General features: G+C 63.8%; 23 protein-coding genes and 4 pseudogenes. 19 read left to right on the top strand and 8 right to left on the bottom strand.

The features are described from left to right. Positions 1-53 precede the first annotated feature (53 nt). From ACFQJB_RS08855 to ACFQJB_RS08820, 8 genes and pseudogenes are all read left to right on the top strand, one after another. Complete coding sequence (locus tag ACFQJB_RS08855; protein WP_379726324.1) at positions 54-437, top strand: urease subunit beta; 384 nt, start codon at positions 54-56, stop codon at positions 435-437. Further along, positions 434-2,145 (top strand): annotated as a pseudogene (ureC, locus tag ACFQJB_RS08850) (urease subunit alpha). The gene ACFQJB_RS08855 and the pseudogene ureC overlap by 4 nt, the downstream one beginning before the upstream one ends. Continuing rightward, a complete protein-coding gene (locus ACFQJB_RS08845) occupies positions 2,142-2,468 on the top strand; it encodes an urease subunit gamma (RefSeq protein ID WP_120103214.1) in 327 nt (108 codons plus the stop codon). Before ureC ends, ACFQJB_RS08845 begins: the two are co-directional and overlap by 4 nt. Then, positions 2,468-3,088, top strand: coding sequence for an urease accessory protein UreG (gene ureG / locus ACFQJB_RS08840; RefSeq protein ID WP_379726320.1), 621 nt, complete (start codon positions 2,468-2,470; stop codon positions 3,086-3,088). Before ACFQJB_RS08845 ends, ureG begins: the two co-directional genes overlap by 1 nt. Positions 3,089-3,156: 68 nt before the next feature. Continuing rightward, on the top strand, positions 3,157-4,095 hold the full coding sequence (locus ACFQJB_RS08835) for an urease accessory protein UreD (protein WP_379728002.1): 939 nt from the start codon (positions 3,157-3,159) through the stop codon (positions 4,093-4,095). After that, positions 4,092-4,742: an urease accessory protein UreE gene (gene ureE / locus ACFQJB_RS08830; RefSeq protein WP_379726317.1), complete on the top strand. Its 651-nt coding sequence runs from the start codon at positions 4,092-4,094 to the stop codon at positions 4,740-4,742. Before ACFQJB_RS08835 ends, ureE begins: the two co-directional genes overlap by 4 nt. Further along, positions 4,739-5,455: an urease accessory protein UreF gene (locus ACFQJB_RS08825; protein WP_379726314.1), complete on the top strand. Its 717-nt coding sequence runs from the start codon at positions 4,739-4,741 to the stop codon at positions 5,453-5,455. Before ureE ends, ACFQJB_RS08825 begins: the two co-directional genes overlap by 4 nt. Before the next feature lie 287 nt (positions 5,456-5,742). Next, positions 5,743-5,991, top strand: coding sequence for a hypothetical protein (locus ACFQJB_RS08820; RefSeq protein ID WP_379726311.1), 249 nt, complete (start codon positions 5,743-5,745; stop codon positions 5,989-5,991). Between the two features lie 5 nt (positions 5,992-5,996). On the opposite strand, the gene ACFQJB_RS08815 is transcribed toward ACFQJB_RS08820, so the two are convergent. Together ACFQJB_RS08815 and ACFQJB_RS08810 are read right to left on the bottom strand one after the other, a co-directional pair. Continuing rightward, on the bottom strand, positions 5,997-6,212 hold the full coding sequence (locus ACFQJB_RS08815) for a YgaP family membrane protein (protein WP_120103209.1): 216 nt from the start codon (positions 6,210-6,212) through the stop codon (positions 5,997-5,999). A gap of 160 nt (positions 6,213-6,372) precedes the next feature. Next, entirely contained in the window at positions 6,373-7,614 is a 1,242-nt protein-coding gene (locus ACFQJB_RS08810; RefSeq protein ID WP_379726308.1) for a translation initiation factor 2, read from the bottom strand. Between the two features lie 168 nt (positions 7,615-7,782). On the opposite strand from ACFQJB_RS08810, the gene ACFQJB_RS08805 reads away from it, so the two are divergent. From ACFQJB_RS08805 to ACFQJB_RS08790, 4 genes and pseudogenes are all read left to right on the top strand, one after another. Continuing rightward, positions 7,783-8,550, top strand: a complete 768-nt coding sequence (locus ACFQJB_RS08805; protein WP_379726305.1) for a coenzyme F420-0:L-glutamate ligase — start codon at positions 7,783-7,785, stop codon at positions 8,548-8,550. Continuing rightward, positions 8,550-9,535 (top strand): annotated as a pseudogene (locus tag ACFQJB_RS08800) (5,10-methylenetetrahydromethanopterin reductase). Before ACFQJB_RS08805 ends, ACFQJB_RS08800 begins: the two are co-directional and overlap by 1 nt. Before the next feature lie 48 nt (positions 9,536-9,583). Next, positions 9,584-9,964 (top strand): hypothetical protein, encoded by a 381-nt coding sequence (locus ACFQJB_RS08795; RefSeq protein WP_379726302.1) that lies wholly within the window; start codon positions 9,584-9,586, stop codon positions 9,962-9,964. After that, a complete protein-coding gene (locus ACFQJB_RS08790) occupies positions 9,892-10,161 on the top strand; it encodes a DUF192 domain-containing protein (RefSeq protein WP_379726299.1) in 270 nt (89 codons plus the stop codon). The genes ACFQJB_RS08795 and ACFQJB_RS08790 overlap by 73 nt, the downstream gene beginning before the upstream one ends. Positions 10,162-10,165: 4 nt before the next feature. On the opposite strand, the gene ACFQJB_RS08785 is transcribed toward ACFQJB_RS08790, so the two are convergent. Further along, positions 10,166-10,393, bottom strand: a complete 228-nt coding sequence (locus ACFQJB_RS08785; RefSeq protein WP_379726296.1) for a hypothetical protein — start codon at positions 10,391-10,393, stop codon at positions 10,166-10,168. Between the two features lie 126 nt (positions 10,394-10,519). Between ACFQJB_RS08785 and ACFQJB_RS08780 the strand changes: the two genes are divergently transcribed. The 5 genes and pseudogenes from ACFQJB_RS08780 (at position 10,520) to ACFQJB_RS08760 (ending at position 16,804) form a co-directional block, all read left to right on the top strand. Continuing rightward, on the top strand, positions 10,520-12,337 hold the full coding sequence (locus ACFQJB_RS08780; protein WP_379726293.1) for a site-2 protease family protein: 1,818 nt from the start codon (positions 10,520-10,522) through the stop codon (positions 12,335-12,337). Between the two features lie 65 nt (positions 12,338-12,402). Continuing rightward, positions 12,403-13,251: a TdeIII family type II restriction endonuclease gene (locus ACFQJB_RS08775; protein WP_379726289.1), complete on the top strand. Its 849-nt coding sequence runs from the start codon at positions 12,403-12,405 to the stop codon at positions 13,249-13,251. 43 nt (positions 13,252-13,294) lie between these two features. Beyond that, the gene (locus tag ACFQJB_RS08770; protein ID WP_379726286.1) at positions 13,295-14,665 is read left to right on the top strand and encodes a DNA cytosine methyltransferase; all 1,371 of its coding nucleotides are present in this window, start codon (positions 13,295-13,297) and stop codon (positions 14,663-14,665) included. A gap of 74 nt (positions 14,666-14,739) precedes the next feature. Further along, a complete protein-coding gene (locus tag ACFQJB_RS08765) occupies positions 14,740-16,272 on the top strand; it encodes a heme-binding protein (RefSeq protein WP_379726283.1) in 1,533 nt (510 codons plus the stop codon). Positions 16,273-16,370: 98 nt separating this feature from the next. Then, a pseudogene (locus tag ACFQJB_RS08760) lies at positions 16,371-16,804 on the top strand (VOC family protein). A 3-nt stretch (positions 16,805-16,807) separates the two neighbouring features. Here the strand turns inward: ACFQJB_RS08760 and ACFQJB_RS08755 are convergent. Further along, positions 16,808-17,185 (bottom strand): DoxX family protein, encoded by a 378-nt coding sequence (locus tag ACFQJB_RS08755; protein WP_379726280.1) that lies wholly within the window; start codon positions 17,183-17,185, stop codon positions 16,808-16,810. A 240-nt stretch (positions 17,186-17,425) separates the two neighbouring features. Here ACFQJB_RS08755 and ACFQJB_RS08750 point away from each other — a divergent pair, with 240 nt between their 5' ends. Beyond that, the gene (locus ACFQJB_RS08750) at positions 17,426-17,779 is read left to right on the top strand and encodes a winged helix-turn-helix transcriptional regulator (protein ID WP_379726277.1); all 354 of its coding nucleotides are present in this window, start codon (positions 17,426-17,428) and stop codon (positions 17,777-17,779) included. 44 nt (positions 17,780-17,823) lie between these two features. Here ACFQJB_RS08750 and ACFQJB_RS08745 read toward each other — a convergent pair whose 3' ends face one another. Continuing rightward, complete coding sequence (locus ACFQJB_RS08745) at positions 17,824-18,240, bottom strand: hypothetical protein (RefSeq protein ID WP_379726274.1); 417 nt, start codon at positions 18,238-18,240, stop codon at positions 17,824-17,826. 116 nt (positions 18,241-18,356) lie between these two features. Between ACFQJB_RS08745 and ACFQJB_RS08740 the strand changes: the two genes are divergently transcribed. Further along, positions 18,357-18,854 carry a metal-dependent hydrolase gene (locus tag ACFQJB_RS08740; protein ID WP_379726271.1) on the top strand — a complete coding sequence of 166 codons (498 nt, stop codon included), beginning with the start codon at positions 18,357-18,359 and terminating at the stop codon, positions 18,852-18,854. 5 nt (positions 18,855-18,859) lie between these two features. Here the strand turns inward: ACFQJB_RS08740 and ACFQJB_RS08735 are convergent, their stop codons facing one another. From ACFQJB_RS08735 to ACFQJB_RS08725, 3 genes and pseudogenes are all read right to left on the bottom strand, one after another. Continuing rightward, on the bottom strand, positions 18,860-19,540 hold the full coding sequence (locus ACFQJB_RS08735) for a hypothetical protein (protein WP_379726268.1): 681 nt from the start codon (positions 19,538-19,540) through the stop codon (positions 18,860-18,862). Between the two features lie 130 nt (positions 19,541-19,670). Continuing rightward, positions 19,671-20,743 (bottom strand): annotated as a pseudogene (locus tag ACFQJB_RS08730) (glycosyltransferase). A gap of 119 nt (positions 20,744-20,862) precedes the next feature. Next, positions 20,863-21,831: a glycosyltransferase gene (locus tag ACFQJB_RS08725; protein ID WP_379726265.1), complete on the bottom strand. Its 969-nt coding sequence runs from the start codon at positions 21,829-21,831 to the stop codon at positions 20,863-20,865. Positions 21,832-21,902 lie beyond the last annotated feature (71 nt).

The raw sequence follows: 21,902 nt of genomic DNA, 5'->3' as shown, positions 1-21,902 counted from the left end.
GTCCGTTTGTTCACCAGCCACACTGCACTGGCCCACACGGAGGGAGCGACTCGATGAGTGACATGGTTCCCGGCGAACTGCTGACCGCCGACGAGCCGGTCGAGATCAACGCCGACCGCGAAACGGCGTCGGTCACCGTCGAAAACACCGGTGACCGACCCTCACAGGTCGGCTCTCATTTCCACTTCTTCGAGGCGAATCCTGCACTCGACTTTGACCGCGAAGCCGCCTACGGGATGCGGCTCGATATCCCGGCTGGCACGGCGATCCGGTTCGAACCCGGCTGTGAGGAGGACGTCGACCTCGTCGCCTACGGCGGCGACCGGATCATGAAGGGGATGGGCGGCCTCGTCGAAGGCGACCTCGACGACGAGGACGTCAAAGAAGCGGCTCTCGAACGCGCCCGCGAGCAGGGGTATATGGAGGGCGACGAATGAGCCGCGAACTCTCCCGAAAGGCCTACACGGATCTCTTCGGGGCGACCGAAGGCGACCGGATTCGGCTCGGCGACACCAACCTCCTGGCCAAAATCGAAAAAGACCACACGACCTACGGCGACGAGGCGGTCTTCGGCGGCGGTAAAACGATGCGTGACGGGATGGGGATGCAGCCCGGCACGACGCAAGCCGAGGAGCCCTCGACTACGTCTACACCAACGTCGTCCTTATCGACCCAGTTCTCGGCGTCCAGAAAGGCGATCTCGGCGTTCGGGACGGCGAAGTCGCCGGCTTCGGGAAAGCCGGCAACCCCGATACGATGGACGGCGTCGACGAGAACCTGATCATCGGCGCGAGCACCGATGCGGTGCCGGCCGACGGCCTCATCGCCACCCCCGGCGCGTTCGACATTCACGTCCACTTTAACAGCAAGGAACTGTTTGACCACGCCTTAGCCAGCGGGATCACGACGATGATGGGTGGCGGCTACGGCGGCGGTGCGACGACCTGTACGCCGGGCCCCGAGAACATCAAACGGTTCCTCGAAGCCGCCGAGGAGTACCCGATGAACGTCGGTTTCTACGCGAAGGGCAACAGCAGCCAACCCGAATCGATCCACGAACAGATCGATGCGGGTGCCTGCGGGCTCAAGCTGCATGAGGACTGGGGGTCGACGCCCGCTGTCATCGACAGCGCGCTCGACGTGGCCGACGAAGAGGACGTGCAGGTCTGTATCCACACCGACACGCTGAACGAATCCGGCTTCGTCGAGGACACCTTCGAGGCCATCGATGGCCGGACGATCCACACCTTCCACATCGAGGGCGCGGGCGGTGGCCACGCGCCGGACGTACTCGAACTCATCGGCCACGAGCACATGTTGCCGTCGTCGACGAACCCCTCGATGCCGTACACGGTCAACACGTTCGACGAACACCTCGATATGGTGATGGTCTGTCACCACCTGAACCCCGACGTGCCGGAGGACGTGGCATTTGCCGAATCGCGGATTCGCTCCGAGACGATTGCGGCGGAGGACGTGCTCCACGACATGGGCGCGATCAGCATGATGACCTCCGACTCCCAGGCGATGGGGCGGATGGCCGAGGTCATCTGCCGGACGTGGCAGACAGCCCACAAGATGAAAGCCCAGCGCGGGCCGCTGCCGGCCGACGAGGGCACCGACGCGGACAACAGCCGGATCGAACGCTACATTGCGAAATACACGATCAACCCCGCGAAGGTCGCCGGTATTGATCAGTATATTGGCTCGCTGGAACCGGGAAAGATGGCCGACATCGCCCTCTGGGAGCCGGAGTTCTTCGGCATAAAACCAAAGTACGTCATCAAGAGCGGCTTCCCCGTCCACAGCGAGATGGGCGAGGCCAACGGCTCGCTGATGACCTGCGAACCCGTGATGCAACGCTCACGAGAAGGCGCGGTCGGCAAGGCGAAAAACGCCCTGAGCACGACGTTCGTCAGCAAAGCTGCCTATGAAAACGACATCGGCGACGAACTCGATCTCGATTCGACCGTCCGCCCCGTCGAGGGGACGCGAGCGGTCGGCAAATCAGACATGCTGCACAACGATTACGCACCCGACGACATCGAGATCGACGCCCAGACCTTCGAGGTCGAGGTCGACGGCGAACACGTCACCTGTGAACCGGCCGAGGAACTCCCACTCGCACAGAGGTACACGCTATGAAACTCTCACCCAAGGACAACGAACGACTCACGATCTTCATGGCGGCAGAGCTCGCCAGACGACGGAAGGAACGCGGTATCGAACTCAACCACCCGGAGACGGTCGCCTACATCTCCGATTGGGTCTGTGAGCGCGCCCGCGAGGGCGAAAACGTCGCGGAAATCCGCGAGGAGGCGACGAGCCTGCTGAGTCGGGAGGACGTGATGGAGGGCGTCCCCGAGATGGTCGATATGGTACAGGTCGAGCCGACATTCCCCGACGGCACCAAACTTGTGACCGTCCACGAGCCGATCCGCGCCGACACCGAGGAGCAACTCGACTGATGGGATACAGAGACGTGGCGAAAGTCGGCCTCGGCGGCCCCGTCGGCTCGGGGAAGACCGCCCTCGTCCAGCAGCTTGTCCCCCGGATCGACGATGCCGGCTACAACGTCGGCGTCATCGCCAACGACATCATGACACAGGAGGACGCCGACCGACTCCAGGCGTCGTTCGCCGGCCGGATCGACGAGGAGCTCGTCGCCGGCGTCGAGACCGGTGCCTGCCCACACACGGGTATCCGTGAAGACCCCTCGATGAACCTCGATAAGATCGACGAGTTCACCGAGGCCCACCCAGAGCTTGACGTAGTGCTCATCGAATCCGGCGGCGACAACCTCGCGGCGACGTTCAACCCCGAACTCGCCGACTACTTCATGTTCATCATCTCGGTCGCCGAGGGCGACGACATCCCCCGGAAGCGCGGGCCGGGCGTCACGCAGGCCGACCTGCTGGTCATCAACAAGACCGACCTCGCCCCGCACGTCGATGTCGATCTCGACGTGCTGGAGGAGGACGCCGAGACGGTTCGCGGCGAGGAGCCGACGATCTTCACGAACTGCAAAGCCGAGGAGGGAATCGACGACGTCGTTGACAACATCGAACGGAGCGTTCTGTTCGCGTGAGCACCGACAGCGACAGCGGGGGCGGCACCGACGGCGACGCCGGCATCGATAGCGATGCGGATACCAGCATCGACAACGACACCGACAGCGATAGCGACGCGGCTACCGACCACACCATCCCGCCGGCGTTCCGCGAGTACGGCACAGAACACCTGCCGCAGTCGCCGGCGTTCGGTCACGGGAAAGAGGGCATCGCCGACCTCGTCGTCGCCCGCGAGGGCGACAATCCGACGCGGCTGATTTCGGATCTCGTCAAGGTGCCGTACCACTTGACGGGAACGCTCGACAGCGATCCAGTTGCGGGGATGACGACGATCTGTCTGCAGGACCCAACGGGCGCGGTCACCCAAGGCGACCGCCAGACGCTCTCGGTCGAGGCGCGCCCCGGCTCGCGCGCACACGTCACAACACAAAGCGCGACGAAAATCCAGACGATGAAGGCGAGCTACGCCCATCTCGACGCGACACTCGTCGCCGAATCAGGGGCCCATCTCGAATACATTCCCGGGCCGACGATCCTCAACGAGGACGCCCGGTGTCTGCAGACGACAACCGTCGACGTAGCCCCGGATGCGACCGTCATCGTCGGCGATGTCTTCGTTCCGAACGGGCTGACCGATCACGAGCCGTTCAGCTTCGACCACTTCCACAGTCGGCTGGAGGCCCGCGTCGATGACTCGCTCGTGTGTGCTGACGCGGTCGATCTGCGACCGGACGAACGCGATCCACGCGATCCGGCGACCGTCGGCGAGCACGCTGTCGTCGGGACGCTCTACGTCTTTGCACTATCGGCCGATGCCGACGCGCTCGCTGACGCCATCCACGACCGGCTGACCGACCACGAGATCGCTGCCGGCGCGTCAGTCCTCAAAGACGACGCAGGCGTGACCGTCCGTGCCCTCGGCGACCGGAGTGCGGACGTGACCGCCGCCGTCGAGGCTGCGTGGGACGAAGCCCGCCAGACACTGCTCGGTACGGGCGCGCCACTGGAGGGTCGCGGCCGATGAAACGCGTCGATGGCGTCGTCGGCAACGTCGACGACGACCCCGACCTCGCCGCCGAAATCGACGCCCATGAGGCGGCCGGCACGCTGGAGACGGTCGTCCTCGACGACACCGAACGCAAACGATCCCGGCTCCGTGTGACGACGGATGCGGGCACCGATCTCGGCGTGCTCGTCGACCAGCCGGAACTCGTCGCCGGCGACGTGCTGCTGTGCAACGACGACCGCGCTGTCGTCGTCGCGTTTGAGGAGCGGGAGGCGTTCGTCATCGAGTTCCCGGCCACCGAAGCGGCAGTCTCGACAGGGGTCGAACTCGGCCACCGGATCGGCAACCAACACTGGGATCTCGCTGTCGAGGCCGCCACGCTCTACATCCCGGTCGAAGCCGACCGCGCGATCATCGAGGACGTGTTGGGCCCATACATTCCGGCGGGGGCGACGACGCGCTACGAGACTGTCGACGCCGAGCGGTTCATCGAGGGCGACGACGACACCGCCGCAGCCGACCACGGCGTCGATCACGACCACGTTAGCGATCAGAGCCACGACGATCACGACCACGAGCATGAACACAGCCACGACCATGGCCACTCCCACGATCATGATCATGATCACACCGACTCGGCGACCGCGACAGGTGAGACGCGATGACCTCGTCTGAGGCGTTGCTGACGGCGTTGCGGCTGTCGGATTCGATGCTGCCGGTCGGAACCTACACCGCCTCCTACGGCGTCGAACAGTACCTCAACGAGGACGACATCGAGGCGGCCGACGAGCTCGGCGAGCTCATCGAAGGCTATCTTCGAGGGGTTATTGGCCCCGCCGAGATCGTCGCCCTCGGCCATGCCCACCGGTCGGCAGCGGCCGGCGATCTCGACGGCGTGCTCGCGGCCGACGAACGCCTCGGCGCGGCGACGTTGCCGGCGGAGTTCCGCGACTCCTCGACGAAAGCCGGCGGCAAACTGCTGGAACTCCTTGATGAAATTGACGACGGCCCGTTCGCTGCGACCGATACAGCCGGATTCCTCGGCGAGTACACGGCCGCTTGCGAGGATGGTCTCGCTGAGGGTCACTACCCAGTCGTGCTCGGCGTCGTCTGTCAGCAGGCTGGCCTCGGCTGTCGGGAGGCCGCACTGGTGAGTGCCTACGGCTCGGTCACTGGGTTGCTCGGCGCGGCCCAGCGGCTCGGCCGGTTCGGCCATACCGCGATTCAAGCGCAGTTGTCGACGCTGTTTCCGGTAATCGAGGAGGTCTGCGAGCAGTATTACGACGCCGAGCTAACGGCGATGTGTTCGTTCGCCCCACTGGCCGACGTTCGAGGGATGGCCCACGAACGCGCGGATCGGCGGCTCTTCATGAGTTAACGGTCGCCAGTCACACTGCCATCTTTTGTTTCGTATCGATCACAGAAGCGTGGGTTCTTACTGTCCCACAGCAAAGTTCCGATGGTGGCGATGATGATAGTTACCCCCACCGAGCCCCGTGTGACGAGGGATTATTCTGAGCCACCGTTACTACCTAATCAACGATCAAATCGCCAACAATCAGCGGTACGCTACCATCAGCCTCGGTGAGTGAGCCCTGCTCAATTGACTTTCAGATTTTGGGAATCCAAGTGCTGATTTTATATGTGACACAGCTATGCGTGGATATGAGCGATCACCAGTCACAAACACCGGACAGTCGCATGGAGCTCCTGTTCAACGCCATCGGGATCGCGCTGGTCGGCCTTTCGGCGGTCGTCCTTGCGGCGATCCTCTACGTCTCCCTTGGCGGCCTGTCAGGGATCAAAAGTATCAATCCAGCCATCTTCGGGACGATCCTCTTCTCAGGACTCGTCGGTGTCGCCGCGTGGCTCACCAAACGGGTCACCGATCGGTCGACGGCGCGAACAGTCTAATTGGCCTACCGCTGGCAGGTGTTGATGCCTAACAGCCGGTGTAGCAGGCAGAACTGTGTCACTCCGGTTCCGAAGACAACGAGCCCGACCGCAAGGAGTGCGGCCCCGACAGCGGTACCGACGGGAACGAACTGTAGTAGTGCCAAGATCCCAACAAGCGCGACAATAGGGCCGCCAACGAGGCGGGCCGTCCGATCGAAGCCACCGACGTTTTGTTCCATACATCTACTTCGTTCCCTGCTGGTATAACGGTTGTGTGTTTGTCAAACAATAGTACGAGCTGGTTTCTTCAACACCCGCGCCAGCAGCGCAGACACGTACCGTACAGTTTGTCATCCCCACTCGATGGTGTGTGCTGTGCCCACTGCTACAGTAACTATCTCAGTGGCTCGTCGTCGACGCCGCTGGACGCCACTCGGCGTTTGAGCGATGTTGGGCGGCGACGAGTTCGATCCCGCGTTGATCCAGCAGGCCATCCTCGGTGAGCACACCCTCGATGAGATCACCCGGTGTGAGATCGAACTGTGGATTAGCCACGTTCAATTCGGCCTCACCGTCGTAGATATCGGTGGCTGGCCCCTCCTCAGGATGGAATGTATCATCCTTCGAAACCTTATCGCGGGCGGTGACCACATACACCGGGATATCGGCCGCCTCAGCCGCGAGTGCCAGCCCGCGTGTCCCGGCCTTGTTGACGACATCGCCGGTCGGCAGGATCGTGTCGGCCCCGACGAGGACGGCGCCGAACTCCTCGCGGGCGAGCACCGACGCCAGCGCGGCATCGGTCGTCACTGTCACGTCGCCACCGTCGTCGGCGAGGGCCTCCGCGAGCTCGATCCCCTCGCGGTTCGGTCGCGCCTCGCCGATGGTGACCGGCGCGTCAAGTTCGAGCAGTGCGTCTTTGACCGTCCCAGACCACGACAGCGTTGCGATCGGCCCGGAGAGCCGGTCGGCGGCGGTTGCGGCCGCGGCGGCGTCGGCATCAAGGGCGGCATCGATCTCCTCGATGGCGCGATCGTGGACGGCTCCTGGCGACTGTTCGGCACCGTTCATCACGCGGTTGACGCGGTTGGCAAGCACCGCCATGCTTGGCTGGGCGGCTTGCAGCTCGGCGGCAACCTCGGCCAGCGCGTCCCAGTCGTCGACGACAGCGGCGCGATCACGGAGTACCTCCAGGGCGCGGATCGACAGCGCGGCCGAGCCATGGGCCGTGTCGGCGGCGATCGTCTCCGGCGAGGGGGCGACCTGCTGGTAGGCCTCCCAGAGCCCGGGGACGGTTTCGCGGTCGACGATCGCGGTTGGTGTCGTCCACTCGGCGTCGGCAACGTCAGGGAGATCCGCGAGGTCGCGGCTCGGGGCCTCGAAACAGAACGGATAGTGGGTGCGTTCATCGCCGTCGCGGCTGACGGTCACCGGCTCGCCCGCGGAGGCCAACGGCACCTCCGGGTTGCCGGTCGCCTCGCGGACGAGGCTGCGGGCTTCCGTTGCGGCGGCTGCCGAACCGCCCGCAGAAGGCGCGGACAGCCCATCCCATCGGTCGGGATCAGTGTCGGCGTCGGCTGCCCGTTGGGTCAACAGCACCGCACCACGATGTTTGAGGAAGGTGGTGACGACGTGTGTCATCAGCCATGCTTGGGGCCCCACCATACTATGCTTTCCATCCCTCGGGGTTTCGACAGGTCGGCGGCAGCGACGCGGACAGCCACAGCCGTCGGCACCGCCGCTTGCCGCAACACCGGTTCGTTCGACCCCTATGGCCGGCCTTTTTAGCCCGCATCCCCACCGCATGGTATGGAACTGTTTACCGTCGCCGACATCCCTGAGATCGAACCGGGCGACGATCTCGCGGCGATCATCGCCGACCGGGCTGACCTCCGAGCAGACGATGTGGTCTGTGTCGCCAGCACGGTCGTCTCGAAGGCTGAGGGCCGTATCGCCGATCTCGCTGACTTCCCGCCCGGCCCGCGAGCCCGCGAAATCGCCGACCGTCTCGCGGCGATCACCGGCGAGGAGAAGGATCCCCGCTTTGCCCAGGCCGTCCTCGAAGAGAGCGTCGACCTCCTGATGGAAGCCCCGTTTCTGCTGACTGAAACCCGCTTCGGCCATATCGGCGTCAACGCCGGCATCGACCGCTCGAACGTTCCCGACGGCGATCTGCTGCTGTTGCCAAAACGACCCTCCGAAAGCGCGGCTCGCATCGCTGACGGGTTGCCGACCGACCGCGTCGTCGTCACCGACACCTGCGGGCGACCGTTCCGCTACGGCCAACGCGGCGTCGCCATCGGCTGGGATGGCCTGCCGGCAAGCCGTGACTGGCGCGGGCAACGCGACCGCGACGGCCGTGAGATGGGCGTCACAGTGCAAAATGTGATCGACGAACTCGCCGCGGCGGCCAACCTCGTCGCCGGCGAGGGAGCGGGCGGGACGCCAGCGGTCGTCGCCCGCGACTTCGAGTTCGGCGACCTCCCCGGCAGCGACAACCACTTTCGGGAAATCGAGGGTGACTACGTCCGGCAGGCATTGCGTGGCTGGTCGTACCAGGCGGGAGGTGAGGCCTGATGTTCGGCATCGAACTCACGCCGGAGCACCCGATCGACCGGATCACCGAGCTCGGCGTCCAGGCCGAGTCCGCCGGCTACGACACGGTGTTTGTCTCCTCACACTACAACAACCGCGACCCATTCGCCGCGCTCCACCGCATCGGCGTGGAAACCGACGACGTTCGACTGGGGCCGGGCGTCGCCAACCCCTTCGAGATCCACCCCGTCACGCTGGCCTCGAAGGTCGCCACCGTCGACGAGGCGACCGGCGGCCGCGGCGTGTTCGGCATCGACCGGGCGATCCCTCGACCGCCCGAAATCTCGGCTTCGACGACGACCGCGGGCTCCGCCCCGTCCTTGAGGCGTTCAAAACCGCCCAACAGCTGTGGGCTGGTGAGCGCGTCGACAACGACGGCACCTTCGCGGCCGACGACGCTGGCCTCAACTACGAGCCACCGAGCGGGGCTGACCTCCCGGTCTATGTCGGCGGCGAAGGGCCGCACATGTGCCGGATGGCCGCGAAACACGCCGACGGGCTGCTGTTCAACGGCTCCCACAAAGCCGATCTCGCGTGGGCGCGCGAGCAAGCCGAGAAGGGCGAAGCCGACCGCCCCGACCACCGCGGCGAGTTCGACCTCGCGGCCTACGCCAGTGTCAGTGTCGCCGCCGAGCGCGAGGCCGCCCGTGAGGCCGCCCGCCCGCCGGTCGCCTACATCACCGCGGGCGCGGCCCCGCCCGTCCTTGATCGCCACGATATCGACGGCGAGACGGCCGAGGCGATCGGCACAAAGATCAGCGCGGGTGAGTTTTCGGCGGCCTTCGAGTTGGTGACGCCGGCGATGATCGACGCCTTCTGTATGGCCGGCACGGTCGACGACGTAGCCGCACAGATGGCCGCGGTCACCGACCACGCCGACAGCATCGTTGTTGGGTCGCCACTCGGCCCCGACCTGGAGGACGCTGTCGAACTCGCAGCCGAGGCCTACGAGCAGGCGACGAACTGAGCCCCCGTCGTCGCGAACTTCTAAGTGGCCACCAGTTGAGACATCGCCATGCACCGGCGACGACTGGGAGCCCTGCTTGCTGGAAGCCTGCCGCTGGCACTTGCTGGCTGTCAGACCGATCGCACCGACGACGAGGCCGACACAAACGAGACTGCTAGCGGTATCCCCGACTTTACCACCGAGGAACAAGCCGCTGCTGAAGCACTTGATCCCGACTGGCCGACCGGTCCATATGCGAGCTACGAGACGACACCGGTCGTTGTCCGCGGCGACGATGGGGAACTCCGAGGAGCAGTGCTGGCAGCGATCGCAGATACCAGTGAAAAAAGCGGCTCGGGCTCAGCGCGGCCGAGTCGATGCCAACGGATGGCGGTATGCTGTTCACGTACGATTCAGTTGGCGACCACACTTACATTATGCCGGATATGAGCTTCGGCCTCGACATCATCTACGCCGATGCCACCGGCGAGATCACGGAGATTCACAACGCCCCCGAGCCAGGGCCGGACGAAAATGGTGCGGAGCAGACGTATCCGGGCCGCGGACAGTACGTCTTCGAGGTCAACCGCAACTGGACAACCGACAACAACGTCGCAGTCGGCGATCGACTTGTGTTTGAGCGATAACGCGCTATTCAACCGGATCAGACGGCCCACGGCCGAGATTTGGCAGTGGAATCCCCAGCGCGCCAGCGACAACATAGCCGAAGGCGCCGACCGCCCCAAGCACAAACAGACTGCCGAAGGCGATCAGGATCGCCGCAATCGGATCGCCGTTGATCACCTGCTCGACGAAGACGACCGGCATCTCGATGAGGTTACCCAACAGCCGTAGGATGAAGCCGCCGAATGCGTTCATGCATCACCCTTTGTGATCCCGGTATATGTGTGTTCAGGTGTTGATCGCGGTGGCGGCGGTCGTCGTGCCCACCAGTCGTCGTGGTGACCCGAATTACCTTTCCGTACCGGTCTCTAATGGCAGCCAATGAGTACGCTGTCGTGGGTTCTTGCGGGCGTCGTCATCTATACCGCGGTGGTGCTTGCAGCCGACCGCCGGGGACTGCTTCCCGATGCCATCTCGGTCAGCGGGCCGCTGCTGACGATCCATACCAAACGCGGTCGTCGGTTTCTGACCCGACTGGCGCGGCCAAAGCGGTTCTGGCGCGCGATCGGCAACGTTGGCGTCGGGGCCGCCCTCGTCATCATGGTCGGCACCTTCGTGCTGTTGATCTATCAGAGTGCCCAGATCATCGAGTCCCCGCCAATGGAAAGCACTCTCCAGAGCCCGCAAAATGTCCTTGTGATACCCGGCGTCAACGATTTTCTACCGCTGTCTGTTGCCCCGGAGATCGTCTTCGGCCTGCTGGTCGGCATGGTTGTCCACGAGGGCGGCCACGGCTTGCTCTGCCGGGTTGAGGACATCGAAATCGACTCGATGGGGGTCGCGCTGCTCGCCTTCCTCCCGGTCGGCGCGTTCGTCGAACCCGACGAGGACAGCGTCGACGCCGCCGCCCGCGGCCCTCGTACACGGATGTACGCAGCCGGGATTCTCAACAACCTCATCATCACGGTTCTCGCCTTCGCGCTGCTGTTCGGCCCGGTCGTCGGTGCGATTGCCGTCGCCGACGGCGCGAGTGTCGGTGGCGTGTATCCGAACAGCGCGGCTGCCGACGCCGACATCGCCGCCGGCGACCAGATCGTGATGATCGACGATCAGCCGGTCGACTCCAACGCCGCCCTCGATGACGCGCTGGCGGCTGCCGGATCGCCCACCGTTTCAGCGACCCTCGCCGACGGCACCGAAACAACCGTCGAACAACGGCCGCTTGTGACCCGCATGATCGCCGACTCGCCGTTTGCGACCGGTGATGGGAGCGGTGACAGCGGCGACACCCCACGACTCACCACCGACGATACGATCACCGCGGTCGCCGGGACGGCCGTCCAGACCAACGCCGAGATCCACGCGGCGGCCGCTGACGCCGACTCCCCGGTTGTCGAGATCGCTGCCGAGGATGGCGAAACCGGTGAGACCAAACGCCTCACCGGCCCGGTCGGCGTCCTCGGCAGTGTCGCCCCTGAGGGGCCGCTGTCGATGACGCCCGCCGAAGCGGGCGATCGGCTCATCCTGACGCAGGTTGCTGGCGAGCGCACCGTTACATTTGGTGATCTTGAAACGGCACTCGACGACACGACTGTCGGCGAGACGATCGAGGTTGTCGCCTACGCTGACGGCGAGGCCGACACCTACACAATCGAGTTGGCTGAACACCCCGAGGAGCCGACAGGCACCTACATCGGGATCACCGATGCGACAGGGCTGAGTGGCATCGGCGTCGACAGCTTTGGCATTCAGCCGTATCCCGCGAGCACGTATCTCTCGATTCTCGGCGGTGAGATCGCCGATGGGGTCGCTGTCGTCCTGTTGTTCCTGTTGATCCTGCCGTTTGCGGCGGTCGTCGATCCGACCCTGAACTACAATTTCGCCGGCTTTGTCGACGGCAACATGGCCTTCTACGAGGCTGTCGGCCCGCTGGCTGCCCTCGGTGACGGCGGCGTGTTCCTGCTGGCAAATCTGCTGTTTTGGACTGGCTGGATCAATATCAACCTCGCATTGTTCAACTGCATCCCGGCGTTCCCGCTTGATGGCGGCCACATCCTTCGTACCTCAACGGAGGCGATCGTCTCGCGGTTGCCGACGACGGCGAAGCCCACGCTCACGCGGGTTGTGACAACCGGGGTCGGGCTGATGATGCTCATCAGCCTGGTGTTGATGGTGTTTGGCCCGCGGCTGTTGAACTGAATAGCCCGCTGGCTCCCCGCCCTTCGCGACGAATTGTTTTACCGCTACCCGGCAATGCCTACTCGATGGAGCAGCGTTTCGACCACATCGGCGACCACGAACTTGATGCGGCCACAAAAGAGGAGCTTCGTGCGGTAACAAACGGCTTCTTCGAGCGACCATTGGAAAAGGCCGAACAGTTCGACTGGGATGAATTCAAGCGCAACGAGGCGTTCAAGGCGATCATGATGCCGTCGCCGCTGTTTTGGGTGTTGGCAAACTTTGAGCGGAGCTTCACCCAGAAACTTGGCCAGCAGATGTACGAGGCCTTCGGGCAGGCGGTCGCGGAGACGAACGATGCGGTTGGTTCGGCAGCAACACAGCATGCCTGTACTGACCTCCACCTTAGCCATGCAGCGGAGAACCGAATCGAGACGATCATCGCCGAGTTGGCTGACGGCGACAGAGAACCGGACTGGCAACAGGAGCAGGCGGAGATTACTGATGGTGCCGCCGCCGACACCGACCGCAAATCGATCGGGAAGATCACGTGGGATCTGTGGGTCGAAGACTTCGAGAACGGGCGACCGCTTGCGGCGGAGATCAAAACGCCGAAACCAAACCGCGATCAGACGATGGAGTCGAAACGCCAGATGCTGAAGACCGTCGCGGCCTACAGCCACCGCGAGGAGCCGACGCCGATCTGTCGGTATGTGTTTCCGTTCAACCCCTACGGCAGCCTGGCTGACTACGAGTGGTGGCCGCCACAGGCGTTTTTCGACGTGCAAGCCAGCGACGGCATGCTGATCGCCGAGGACTTTTGGGATGCACTCGGCGGCCCGGGTACGATGGATGGTCTGTTTAATTTCCTCTTAGAGGAATCCGAGGACAACATCGAGAAGCTACAGACCTTGGCCGGCGACAAGACGTTGTAGTCCCGGGAGGCTAAATACGGGCGTCTGTAACACCGCATACGACATGCACGCCGTCGATCTGTTCTGTGGGGCCGGAGGCTTTAGCGCGGGGATCGAAGCGGCCGGTATCGATGTCGACTACGGCGTCGATATCGCCGACCACGCGCTGGCGACCTTCGAGGCCAATCACGCGGCGACAGCCATCACTCACGACCTCAGCGACGGCCTGCCCGCCGAACTCCACGACGAGAATGTCGACATTGTCTTCGGGAGCCCACCTTGCAAGGGATTCAGCGACGCCCGCGGCGAGCGCAGCCTCGACGACGAGCGAAACCAACTCGTGTTCTCCTTCATTCGGGCGGTCGAACAGCTCCAGCCGAAGTATGTGCTGATGGAGAACGTCGCCGGGATGACGACGATCAGCGACGCCTTTCTCGACGCCATCGACGATGAATACGACGCTGCCGGCTACACGGTCGCCTGGGAGACGCTGAACGCCGCCGATTTCGGGGTGCCACAGACGCGCGAGCGGGTGATCTACTGTGGCGTTCGCAACGATCTGCCAGCCGAGCCATCCCTCCCCGAGGGCCCCTACACCGAACACAGCGACGGCCAACAGACACTCACCGGCGAGCCGGTGCAAAGCTGGACGACCGTCGCCGACGCGCTGGCGGACTTGCCGGCACCGACCGAGACCGGCGAGGTCGACCTGCCGCCGCTGTCTGAGTACCCTGACAACGCGTATCTCCAACAAATCCGCGATGGGGCCGAAAAGACGTGGAATCACGTTGCCAAGGAGCCCGCCAGCGACGAGGATACCCAACACATCGTCGCCGCGTTGAACCCTGGTGAGATGTACCGCTCTAGCCGGTTCGGCGACCGGTATCGTCAGGTCTGGGAACTGCTCGCCCATCGATTTAGCGACACCGAGCAGGCTGTCCTCGAATTCATCGCCCGTCATCGCTCTCGGAAGGATTTCCGTATGAGCGGGAAATCCGTGGGGGCGGTTCCCGACGACCTCATCGCCGACCATCTCGACGCCGACGACGCGGCGGTGCAGTCGGCACTAACCCGGCTCCACGACGACGGCTGGCTCCGCACCGACGAGGACGGCGACACCCTCGGCTACGACCTCAACACGAAATCCGGGATTCGACCGCGATACATGCGGCTCGATCCCGACGGGCAGTCGAATACGATCCTGACGACCGATTTTGTGCCACGTGATAAGCTCCACCCGACCGAAAACCGCGGGCTGTCGCTCCGCGAAGGCGCTCGTATCCAGAGCTTCCCCGATACATTCGAATTCAGGGGCTCATTCGATGAGATCGCCACCCAGATCGGCAACGCCGTCCCACCACTGCTGGCTCAACACCTTGGTGAGCATCTGCTCCAGCTTGCCGATGTCGACACCGAGGCGACCGTTGTCGACTGATTCGCTCTGGCCGTCGGTTGCCACTTGGTGAAAAGACACGTAAGTTCCATACCCGCGTAGCGCGAACCACAGGCATGGTCGAAGTCCCGCAAACCGACGAAGGCTGGTATATGCTGCATGACTTCCGGCAGATCGATTGGGATGCGTGGCGCAACGCTCCTGAGCAGAAACGCGAGCGGGCGGCCCGCGCCGGGCGTGAGTATCTGGCAAGCCACGAGTCGGCCGCCGACAGCCCCGACGGCGAGGGTACCTCGGCGGTGTTCTCGATCATCGGTCACAAGGCTGACCTCATGATCGTCCATCTTCGCCCGACGCTTGATCTGCTCTCGAAGGCTGAACGCCAGTTCGAACGCACCGCACTCGCGGAGTTTACGACCCAACCCACCTCCTACGTGTCGGTCACGGAGGTCTCGGGCTACGTCTCTGATGACTACTTCAAAGGCGATGAGATCAACGAGGGCCTCCGGCAGTATATCGAGGGGAAGCTCAAACCCGAGATCCCCGACAACGAGTACGCCTGTTTCTACCCGATGAGCAAGCGTCGCGGCGAGGAGCACAACTGGTACACCCTCCCCTTCGAGGAGCGCGCCGAGATGATGAGCGGCCACGGCGCAACCGGCAAGCAGTACGCCGGCGACATCGACCAGATCATCGCCTCCTCGATCGGCTTCGACGACCACGAGTGGGGCGTGACGCTGTTCGCTGAGGATCCCGTCAAAATCAAGGATATCGTCTACGAGATGCGGTTCGACGAGGCCACCTCGAAGTACGGCGAGTTCCCCGGCTTCTACATCGGCCGGCGGTTCCCACCCGAGGATCTATTGGCCTACCTCAACGGCGAGGCGGTGCCGACTGCCGAGCACGACGACCACGGTGGCCATCATCACGGTGAGGGCCACGGTGACGGTCATCACCACGGCGACGGCGACGGTAGCCACCACGGCGATGCTGGCGGCCACCACGGCGACGACGGCCATCACGATGGCGACGGGCACCACGATAGCGACGATGGCGACGCTGACGATGAGGAGATCCGTGGCCAACTCGCGGATATGGACATCTACGCCGGCCAACCTCACGGCGAGGATGTGTATGCGACCGTCCTGTACTCGGAGGCCGACACCGACGAGCTCTTCGAGGAGGTCGAGGGGCTTCGCGGCAACTTCGAACACTACGGCACCCACGTCAAAACCGCAGTCTACGAGGCTGCCGACCGCGACCGCAGCGCGGTCGTCTCCATCTGGGATACCGCCAGCGCGGCCGACACCGCCGCCGGCTTCCTCTCGGAGCTACCGGGGATCGTTGAGCGTGCTGGCGAGGAATCCGGCTTCGGGACGATGGGCATGTTCTACACCGTCAAACCCGACTCCCGCGAGGACTTTGTCGACAAATTCGAGACTGTCGGCGGCGTTCTCGCCGAGATGGACGGCCACCTCGAAACGGATCTGATGGTCAACGAGGAGGACGAAAACGACATGTTCATCGCCAGCCAGTGGGAGTCCCAGGAGGACGCGATGAGCTTCTTCCGCTCGGATGACTTCCAAGATACTGTCGAGTGGGGCCGCGACGTGCTGGCCGACCGCCCGCGACACGTCTTCCTCGCCTAACTCGACCGAGAAACCGCTCTCTACGCCTGGATTCGGCTGCTTAACAGTCGCCGACTGTACTTCGAAGCGTTTTGATGCGACGATACCCCAGGGGTGACATGGCTGATCTAACCGCCCACCACGTTGGTATCACCGTCGCCGACCTCGATGCCGCAACTGAATTCTATCAGTCCGTCTTCGACTGTGACCGCCTCGCCGAGTTCAGCGTCGACGGCGATGCCTTCGCCACCGGTGTCGACATCGAAAACGCAAGCGCGGAATTCGTCCACCTCGAGCTTGACTCGGTGCGGCTTGAACTCGTCGCCTACGACCCAGCCGGTGACGACCGCTCCCCGGCTGCCCTCAACGACGCGGGCGCGACACATCTCGGTGTCGAGGTCGACGACGTGGACGACTTTACGACTCGTTACCGGCGTCAGTCGAGACGTTGAGCCCGCCGCAGACGACCGCGACGGGGACGAAAATCTGCTTCCTGCGTGACCCTGATGGCACGCTGATCGAAGTGCTCAATCCGAACGCCGATTCGTCGTGAGCGTTAGGCGAGGGCGTACGGCCAGGCGGTCGTGCTGATCGCCAGCAGCGCGAGGGCCGCGCCGGTCATGGCGACGTTTTTCAGAAAGTTGATCATCTCGTTTTGTTTCTGCTCTTCGGGTGCCGCCCAGAAGTCGTGCATCACGGGCGTTGTGACGAGGAGGAAGACGACCAGCGCGCCGGCCGCCAGCGTCGGGAGGACGCCCGCGGCGACGCCGAGGCCGCCAAACAGCAGGAGCCCGCCGGTCGCCGGCACCGCAAGTCCGGGTGCGGGCACGCCTTTCGCGCCAGCGTAGCCCGCCATCGACTCAGCATCGAGGAAGTGGTTCAGCCCGTTGAACGCGAGCACACCGCCGAACAGGAGTCGGCCAAGCAGAAACAACTCGCCGGTTAGCGGCCCGTCGCCGCCAAGTTGGAGTGGTGTGAGTCCGATCGCAGTTCCGCAGCTTCAGTTACTAACATTTTGCAACCAGTTGTACGGCTGCAACCTATATATCGATTCCCGGACACGACAGCAACCGGGTAACGGCTGTGATACCGGCACATGCCTCGTCGCCTCCACGCAGCCACGGCGGCGCGACCGGCGGAACGGTTTTGCTGGTTCGGTGCCAGCACATATCTAATGGCAACGCACTCGACAGTCGAGGCGACCGACCCCTGTCCGGTCGTCGAATCGATCGAACAGATCGGCTCGCCGTGGCGGCTCGTGATCCTTCATGACCTCCAAGAGGGTGAAAAACGGTTCAACGAGCTGAAACGCTCGACGGACGCCAACTCCCGAACCCTCTCGCGGGTGCTTGATGACCTCCAGGAGACCGGCTTTGTCGACCGCCGGCTGGAGGAGGATGCCCCCGTGGCAACCTACTACAGCCTGACAGCGAAAGGGCAGTCACTGTGTCCCGTCTTCGACGAAATCGAGTCGTGGGCTGACGACTGGCTGGCCGAGGAAACTGCTGAGGCCGCGACCAGCGACTAGCTGGCCGTCGTCGACAATGACATAGCCGGTGATGTCGACGCCGACTACTCTGCGTCGTGTTCGGCTGTCGGTACCGCGTCCTGCGTTTCGTCTGCGGCAACGGTTACGGCCACGTCGCTTGGCTTGTGAGTCAGCGACACCGGATGGGTGGTGTGGCGGGCATGAGTCTCGGCCCACCGCCGGGCCGGCTCCTCGTCGAGATACTGTTCAGTCGCGGGACACCGATCGCAGTCGGCGATCCAGGGCGTTACGTCGTCGGGGAAATGGCCTGTATGCCGTTTGTGATCGAGGGCGAACTGCTCGAAGGCTTGGTTGCCGGCATACAGCGCGTCAAGCTCGTACTCAAGGGCCCACGTACGATCGCACTGACTACACGTGACCGTCGGCGTATTGTCGGCGGGATCGGCGGCCTCGTCGACGGCGGCCTCAGGCCGGTCAGGATCGCGTGGCGGGTTCGACACGTCTCTGCTGTTGTGGGCTGTCCATTTGTATCTACCGAGCTACACCGGTTGTGAGAGCCGCCGGCACCGAAAACAAAACCGCAACGACAAAACACGACGACGAAAACTGTCGTTCAATGCCGGATCTGCTGACCCATGCGCTGGTCGCCTACACGCTTGCGGTGGGGTTGTCTGTCCGGTATCAGTGGCTGACGCCACCGTACGTGACTGTCGCTATGATGGGTGCGTTTATCCCGGATCTCACCAAGATCCGACTCCTCGTTCCGTCGTGGCAGCTGGAGGCCTGGCTGGGGTTGCCCTTCGATTGGGGTGCGCTCCACACGGTCGGTGGCACACTGGTGTCGGTGCTGATCGGTGTCGCTGTCGTCCGACACACCGATCGACGGCGTGTCTTCGGGCTGCTCGCTGTGGGTACGAGCTCGCATCTTGTTCTCGATTCGCTGTTGGCGTTTCCAGCCGGCCGCATGAAATTCGTGCTGTGGCCGTTGACGACCTATCGACCCGTTTTTGATGGGCTGTTTCTCTCGACGGATCGATGGCCGGTCGTCGTTGCTGCCGGCCTCGCGGCGTCGGCATGGTATCTGCGATATTATCGTGGTTCTCCCGACGCGTAGTGCGGTCAGTCGACCGGTTCGAAGCGTGCCTCGTCGGCCAACTGTTCGGTAACGATCCGCCGACCCTTCTCGACGTTGAGATCCCGGCCGCGGAGATGCCAGTAGGCGGTCAGCGCTGAGTACGCCGCTCGCTCGTGGTGGGCGGTCACGAGATAGCCATCGCCGTCCTCGCATTCGAAGACCGTCACGTGAGTCTGCCATGTTCGCAACTGGAGTTCGAGCACGCCGAGCAGCCCCGAACAGACCGGGCCGCCGACATCGACCCAGCTGCTGACCTCCCGCCGCCCATCGGGCAGCTCCTTGTGGGACGCCAACAGCCCGAAGTGATAGCCTTCCTCGCGGAGCGTCGCCTCAAGCTCGTCCAGCGAGCCATGCCAAACCCCGACGGCCTCGGCTTCCGGGCGGATCGTGTAGGTGGTGTAGAAGCCGCGATCGTTGGCCACGCTGTCAGCGTGTGGCAGCAGGCTTCGAACCCACCGAAAACAGTAGCTGTCGACGACGCTCTCTCCGGGTTTGAACACGGCTCCGATCGCGCCGAGCACGGCAACAACCGGCGCGAGGATCGTCACCGGCTCCTCGGGGTCGACGGTGTCGAGTGCGGTCGTCGTCACCACGATGTTGCGGGCTGAGGCGACCGCTGTGGCGACCGCCCGGAGGCTGACGGTCACCAAGGCACCGAAGATCATCCGGCGATCAGCGGCCGGCGGCGCGATGAGGCCGGGTCGCAGCCGGCGGGCGACGCGGCGCGGGCGAGCGTGTGCATACCCTATGTCGACTCGGGAATCAAATTAAGTGTTGTTCACTGTCCCGCCGCGGTCAGATCGACGATGGGACTCGCTGGCGGTCATCGACAGCGACAGGCTCGCCGCGATAGATCGCTTCCAGATCATCGATCGTCCGATCGACCGCGAACCGCTCGACGGCGGCCCGCGTCTGACGGTCGGTGGTGAGACAGTCCTCGATCGCTGCCTGCATCTTATCGAGCTCACCATACTCGAAGCGCGCGCCGTTGTCGGGGCCGATTGTCTCCCGGAACGGCTGGACGTTGGCGGCGGCCACAGGCGTTCCACAGGCGTTGGCTTCCAGCGTCGATAGCCCCAGCGTGTCACAGGTTGAGGCGGTCACGAAGACATCCAGCGAACTGTAGAAGGTCGGCAACTGCTCTCGGGGAGGAAGTCTCGGAACTCAACATTGTCCGGAGCCTGTTGTTCGAGCTGTGGTCGTGCCGGCCCCTCGCCGACCAACACGTAGCGGTAGTCAGGCGTTTCGGCGGCGACCCGAAGGATCTCGTCGATGTTTTTCTTTTCTGTCATCCGGCCGCTGTAGCCGATGATCGGCCGGGAATCGGTAAACAGCGATTCGGATTGCGGCGTAAACGTGTCCAACTCGATGCCGACCGGGAGCTTCTCGTGGTCGACATCGCGCCTGATCTTTGAGGTTGAGGCGGTGACACAGTCGAACGACCGGAGGAACCGGGTCTCGTAGGCAACGTACCCCTGGCCGACGACCTGTGCGAGCCCGTCGAACTTGAGCGCGCGGATCAGATACTCTTCGATCGGGGTGTGGTGAGTGTAGACGGAACGAAGATCGTGTTTTGCCGCATACCGACGGCCCAACAGCCCTGTCGTCGCCGGCCCGTGGCAGTGGACGACATCAAGATCGGGCAGCGTCGAGAGCCGCCGACCGATCGGCAGTCGGTAGGGGGCATAGAACGGGTTCGGCAGCGACGGCACCGGATACTCGTGTGGCCCCGGCTCGTGGCTGCTGTCGGGGTAGATGATCGAGACCTCGTGGCCGCGGGCCTCCAGCCGCTCGCGCCAGGTCTTGATCGTGTAGGTGACGCCATCGATCCCCGGAAAATAGCTGTCCGTAAAAAAGCCGATATGCATAGCGCGTTGTCGACTAATTAGTGTCATCCGGTTTCAATCTGCCGGCATTCGGCGGTATCCCCGCCGATCGACCGTGATAGACGGCGATCTGAGTTGGCGGTACCCGGAGAAAATCAGGCTCACGCCGCGTCGTCGACCCCGGCCAACACCGTGTCGACAAACGCGGGCGCACCGTTGTCGTAGTCGGGCGACACATCGCTGCCGACGTATTCCTCGACGCGGTCGATCACGCGGTCGACGGTCGTCGCCATCGAGATCCCGGTGAGATGCTTGGCCTCGGCGCGTTCCGCAAGGGCCTGTTGGAACGGCAGGAAGGGATAGATCACACACGGCGTGCCGGCGACGACTGTGTCGGCGATCGACGAAAAGCCGGTACAGACGACGACGTCGGCGGCGGCGGTGTACGGTGTCATCGTCGGTTTGGTCTCCCAGTCGTCGTCGCCGACGGTGCGAACGTCGTAGCCGTCTGCTTCCAGTCGGTCGCGGAGCGTTTCGAAGTTCTCGCCGTGACTCCCGGGGTTCAGCAACACGTCGTATGGCTCAACGGCTTCCTCGGGGTCGCCCTCCTGAGCCAGTGGGCCAACGCGGGTTGTCCCTTCGGGAGCGGGATCATCCGGCCACAGCGACGTGACGATGATCCCCTCGGCGAACCGAAGGGAGACCTGATTGTAAACCGCCAGTGGGATGCCCCAGACCGGCCCAAAGAGGTCGGTCGTCAGATGGTCGATCCGGTAGAAGTCGATATCGAGATGGGCTGCCGCCAGCCCCGCAAAGATGTCGTCGGTGATCACCACGTCGGGCTCCTCCTCGCGAAGCCACCCGGTGACCTCTCGGAGACGACGCACCGAGGATGGGGCGAGATCTAATAGCGTGTGTTCGAGGAACGCTCGTGGGCTGTTCCCTTCGACAGTAACGGTCGTGAGATCCGGCTGGTCGAAGCCGTTGAGATCGACGAACCGCTCGCCGGGGCCGCCGCCGCCGATCGCCACCTCGATCCCCCGCGACCGGAACTCCTTGGCGACCGGGATGCTCCGGGCCGCATGGCCCGCGCCGTCACACCAGTAGACGATTGCGACCTTCTCGATCATTCGCTGGCTGTGTCAATCCGCTCCGCCCATATAAGCCGCCCGTGAGAGCGATCGCCACGCGTCGTCGACGG

Origin of the sequence: Halonotius sp. GCM10025705, assembly GCF_042662885.1 — an archaeon.
Classification (GTDB): Archaea; Halobacteriota; Halobacteria; order Halobacteriales; family Haloferacaceae; genus Halonotius; species Halonotius aquaticus.
The sequence above is the reverse complement of the archived record's forward strand: the minus strand, read 5'-3'. Positions and strand labels throughout refer to the sequence as shown.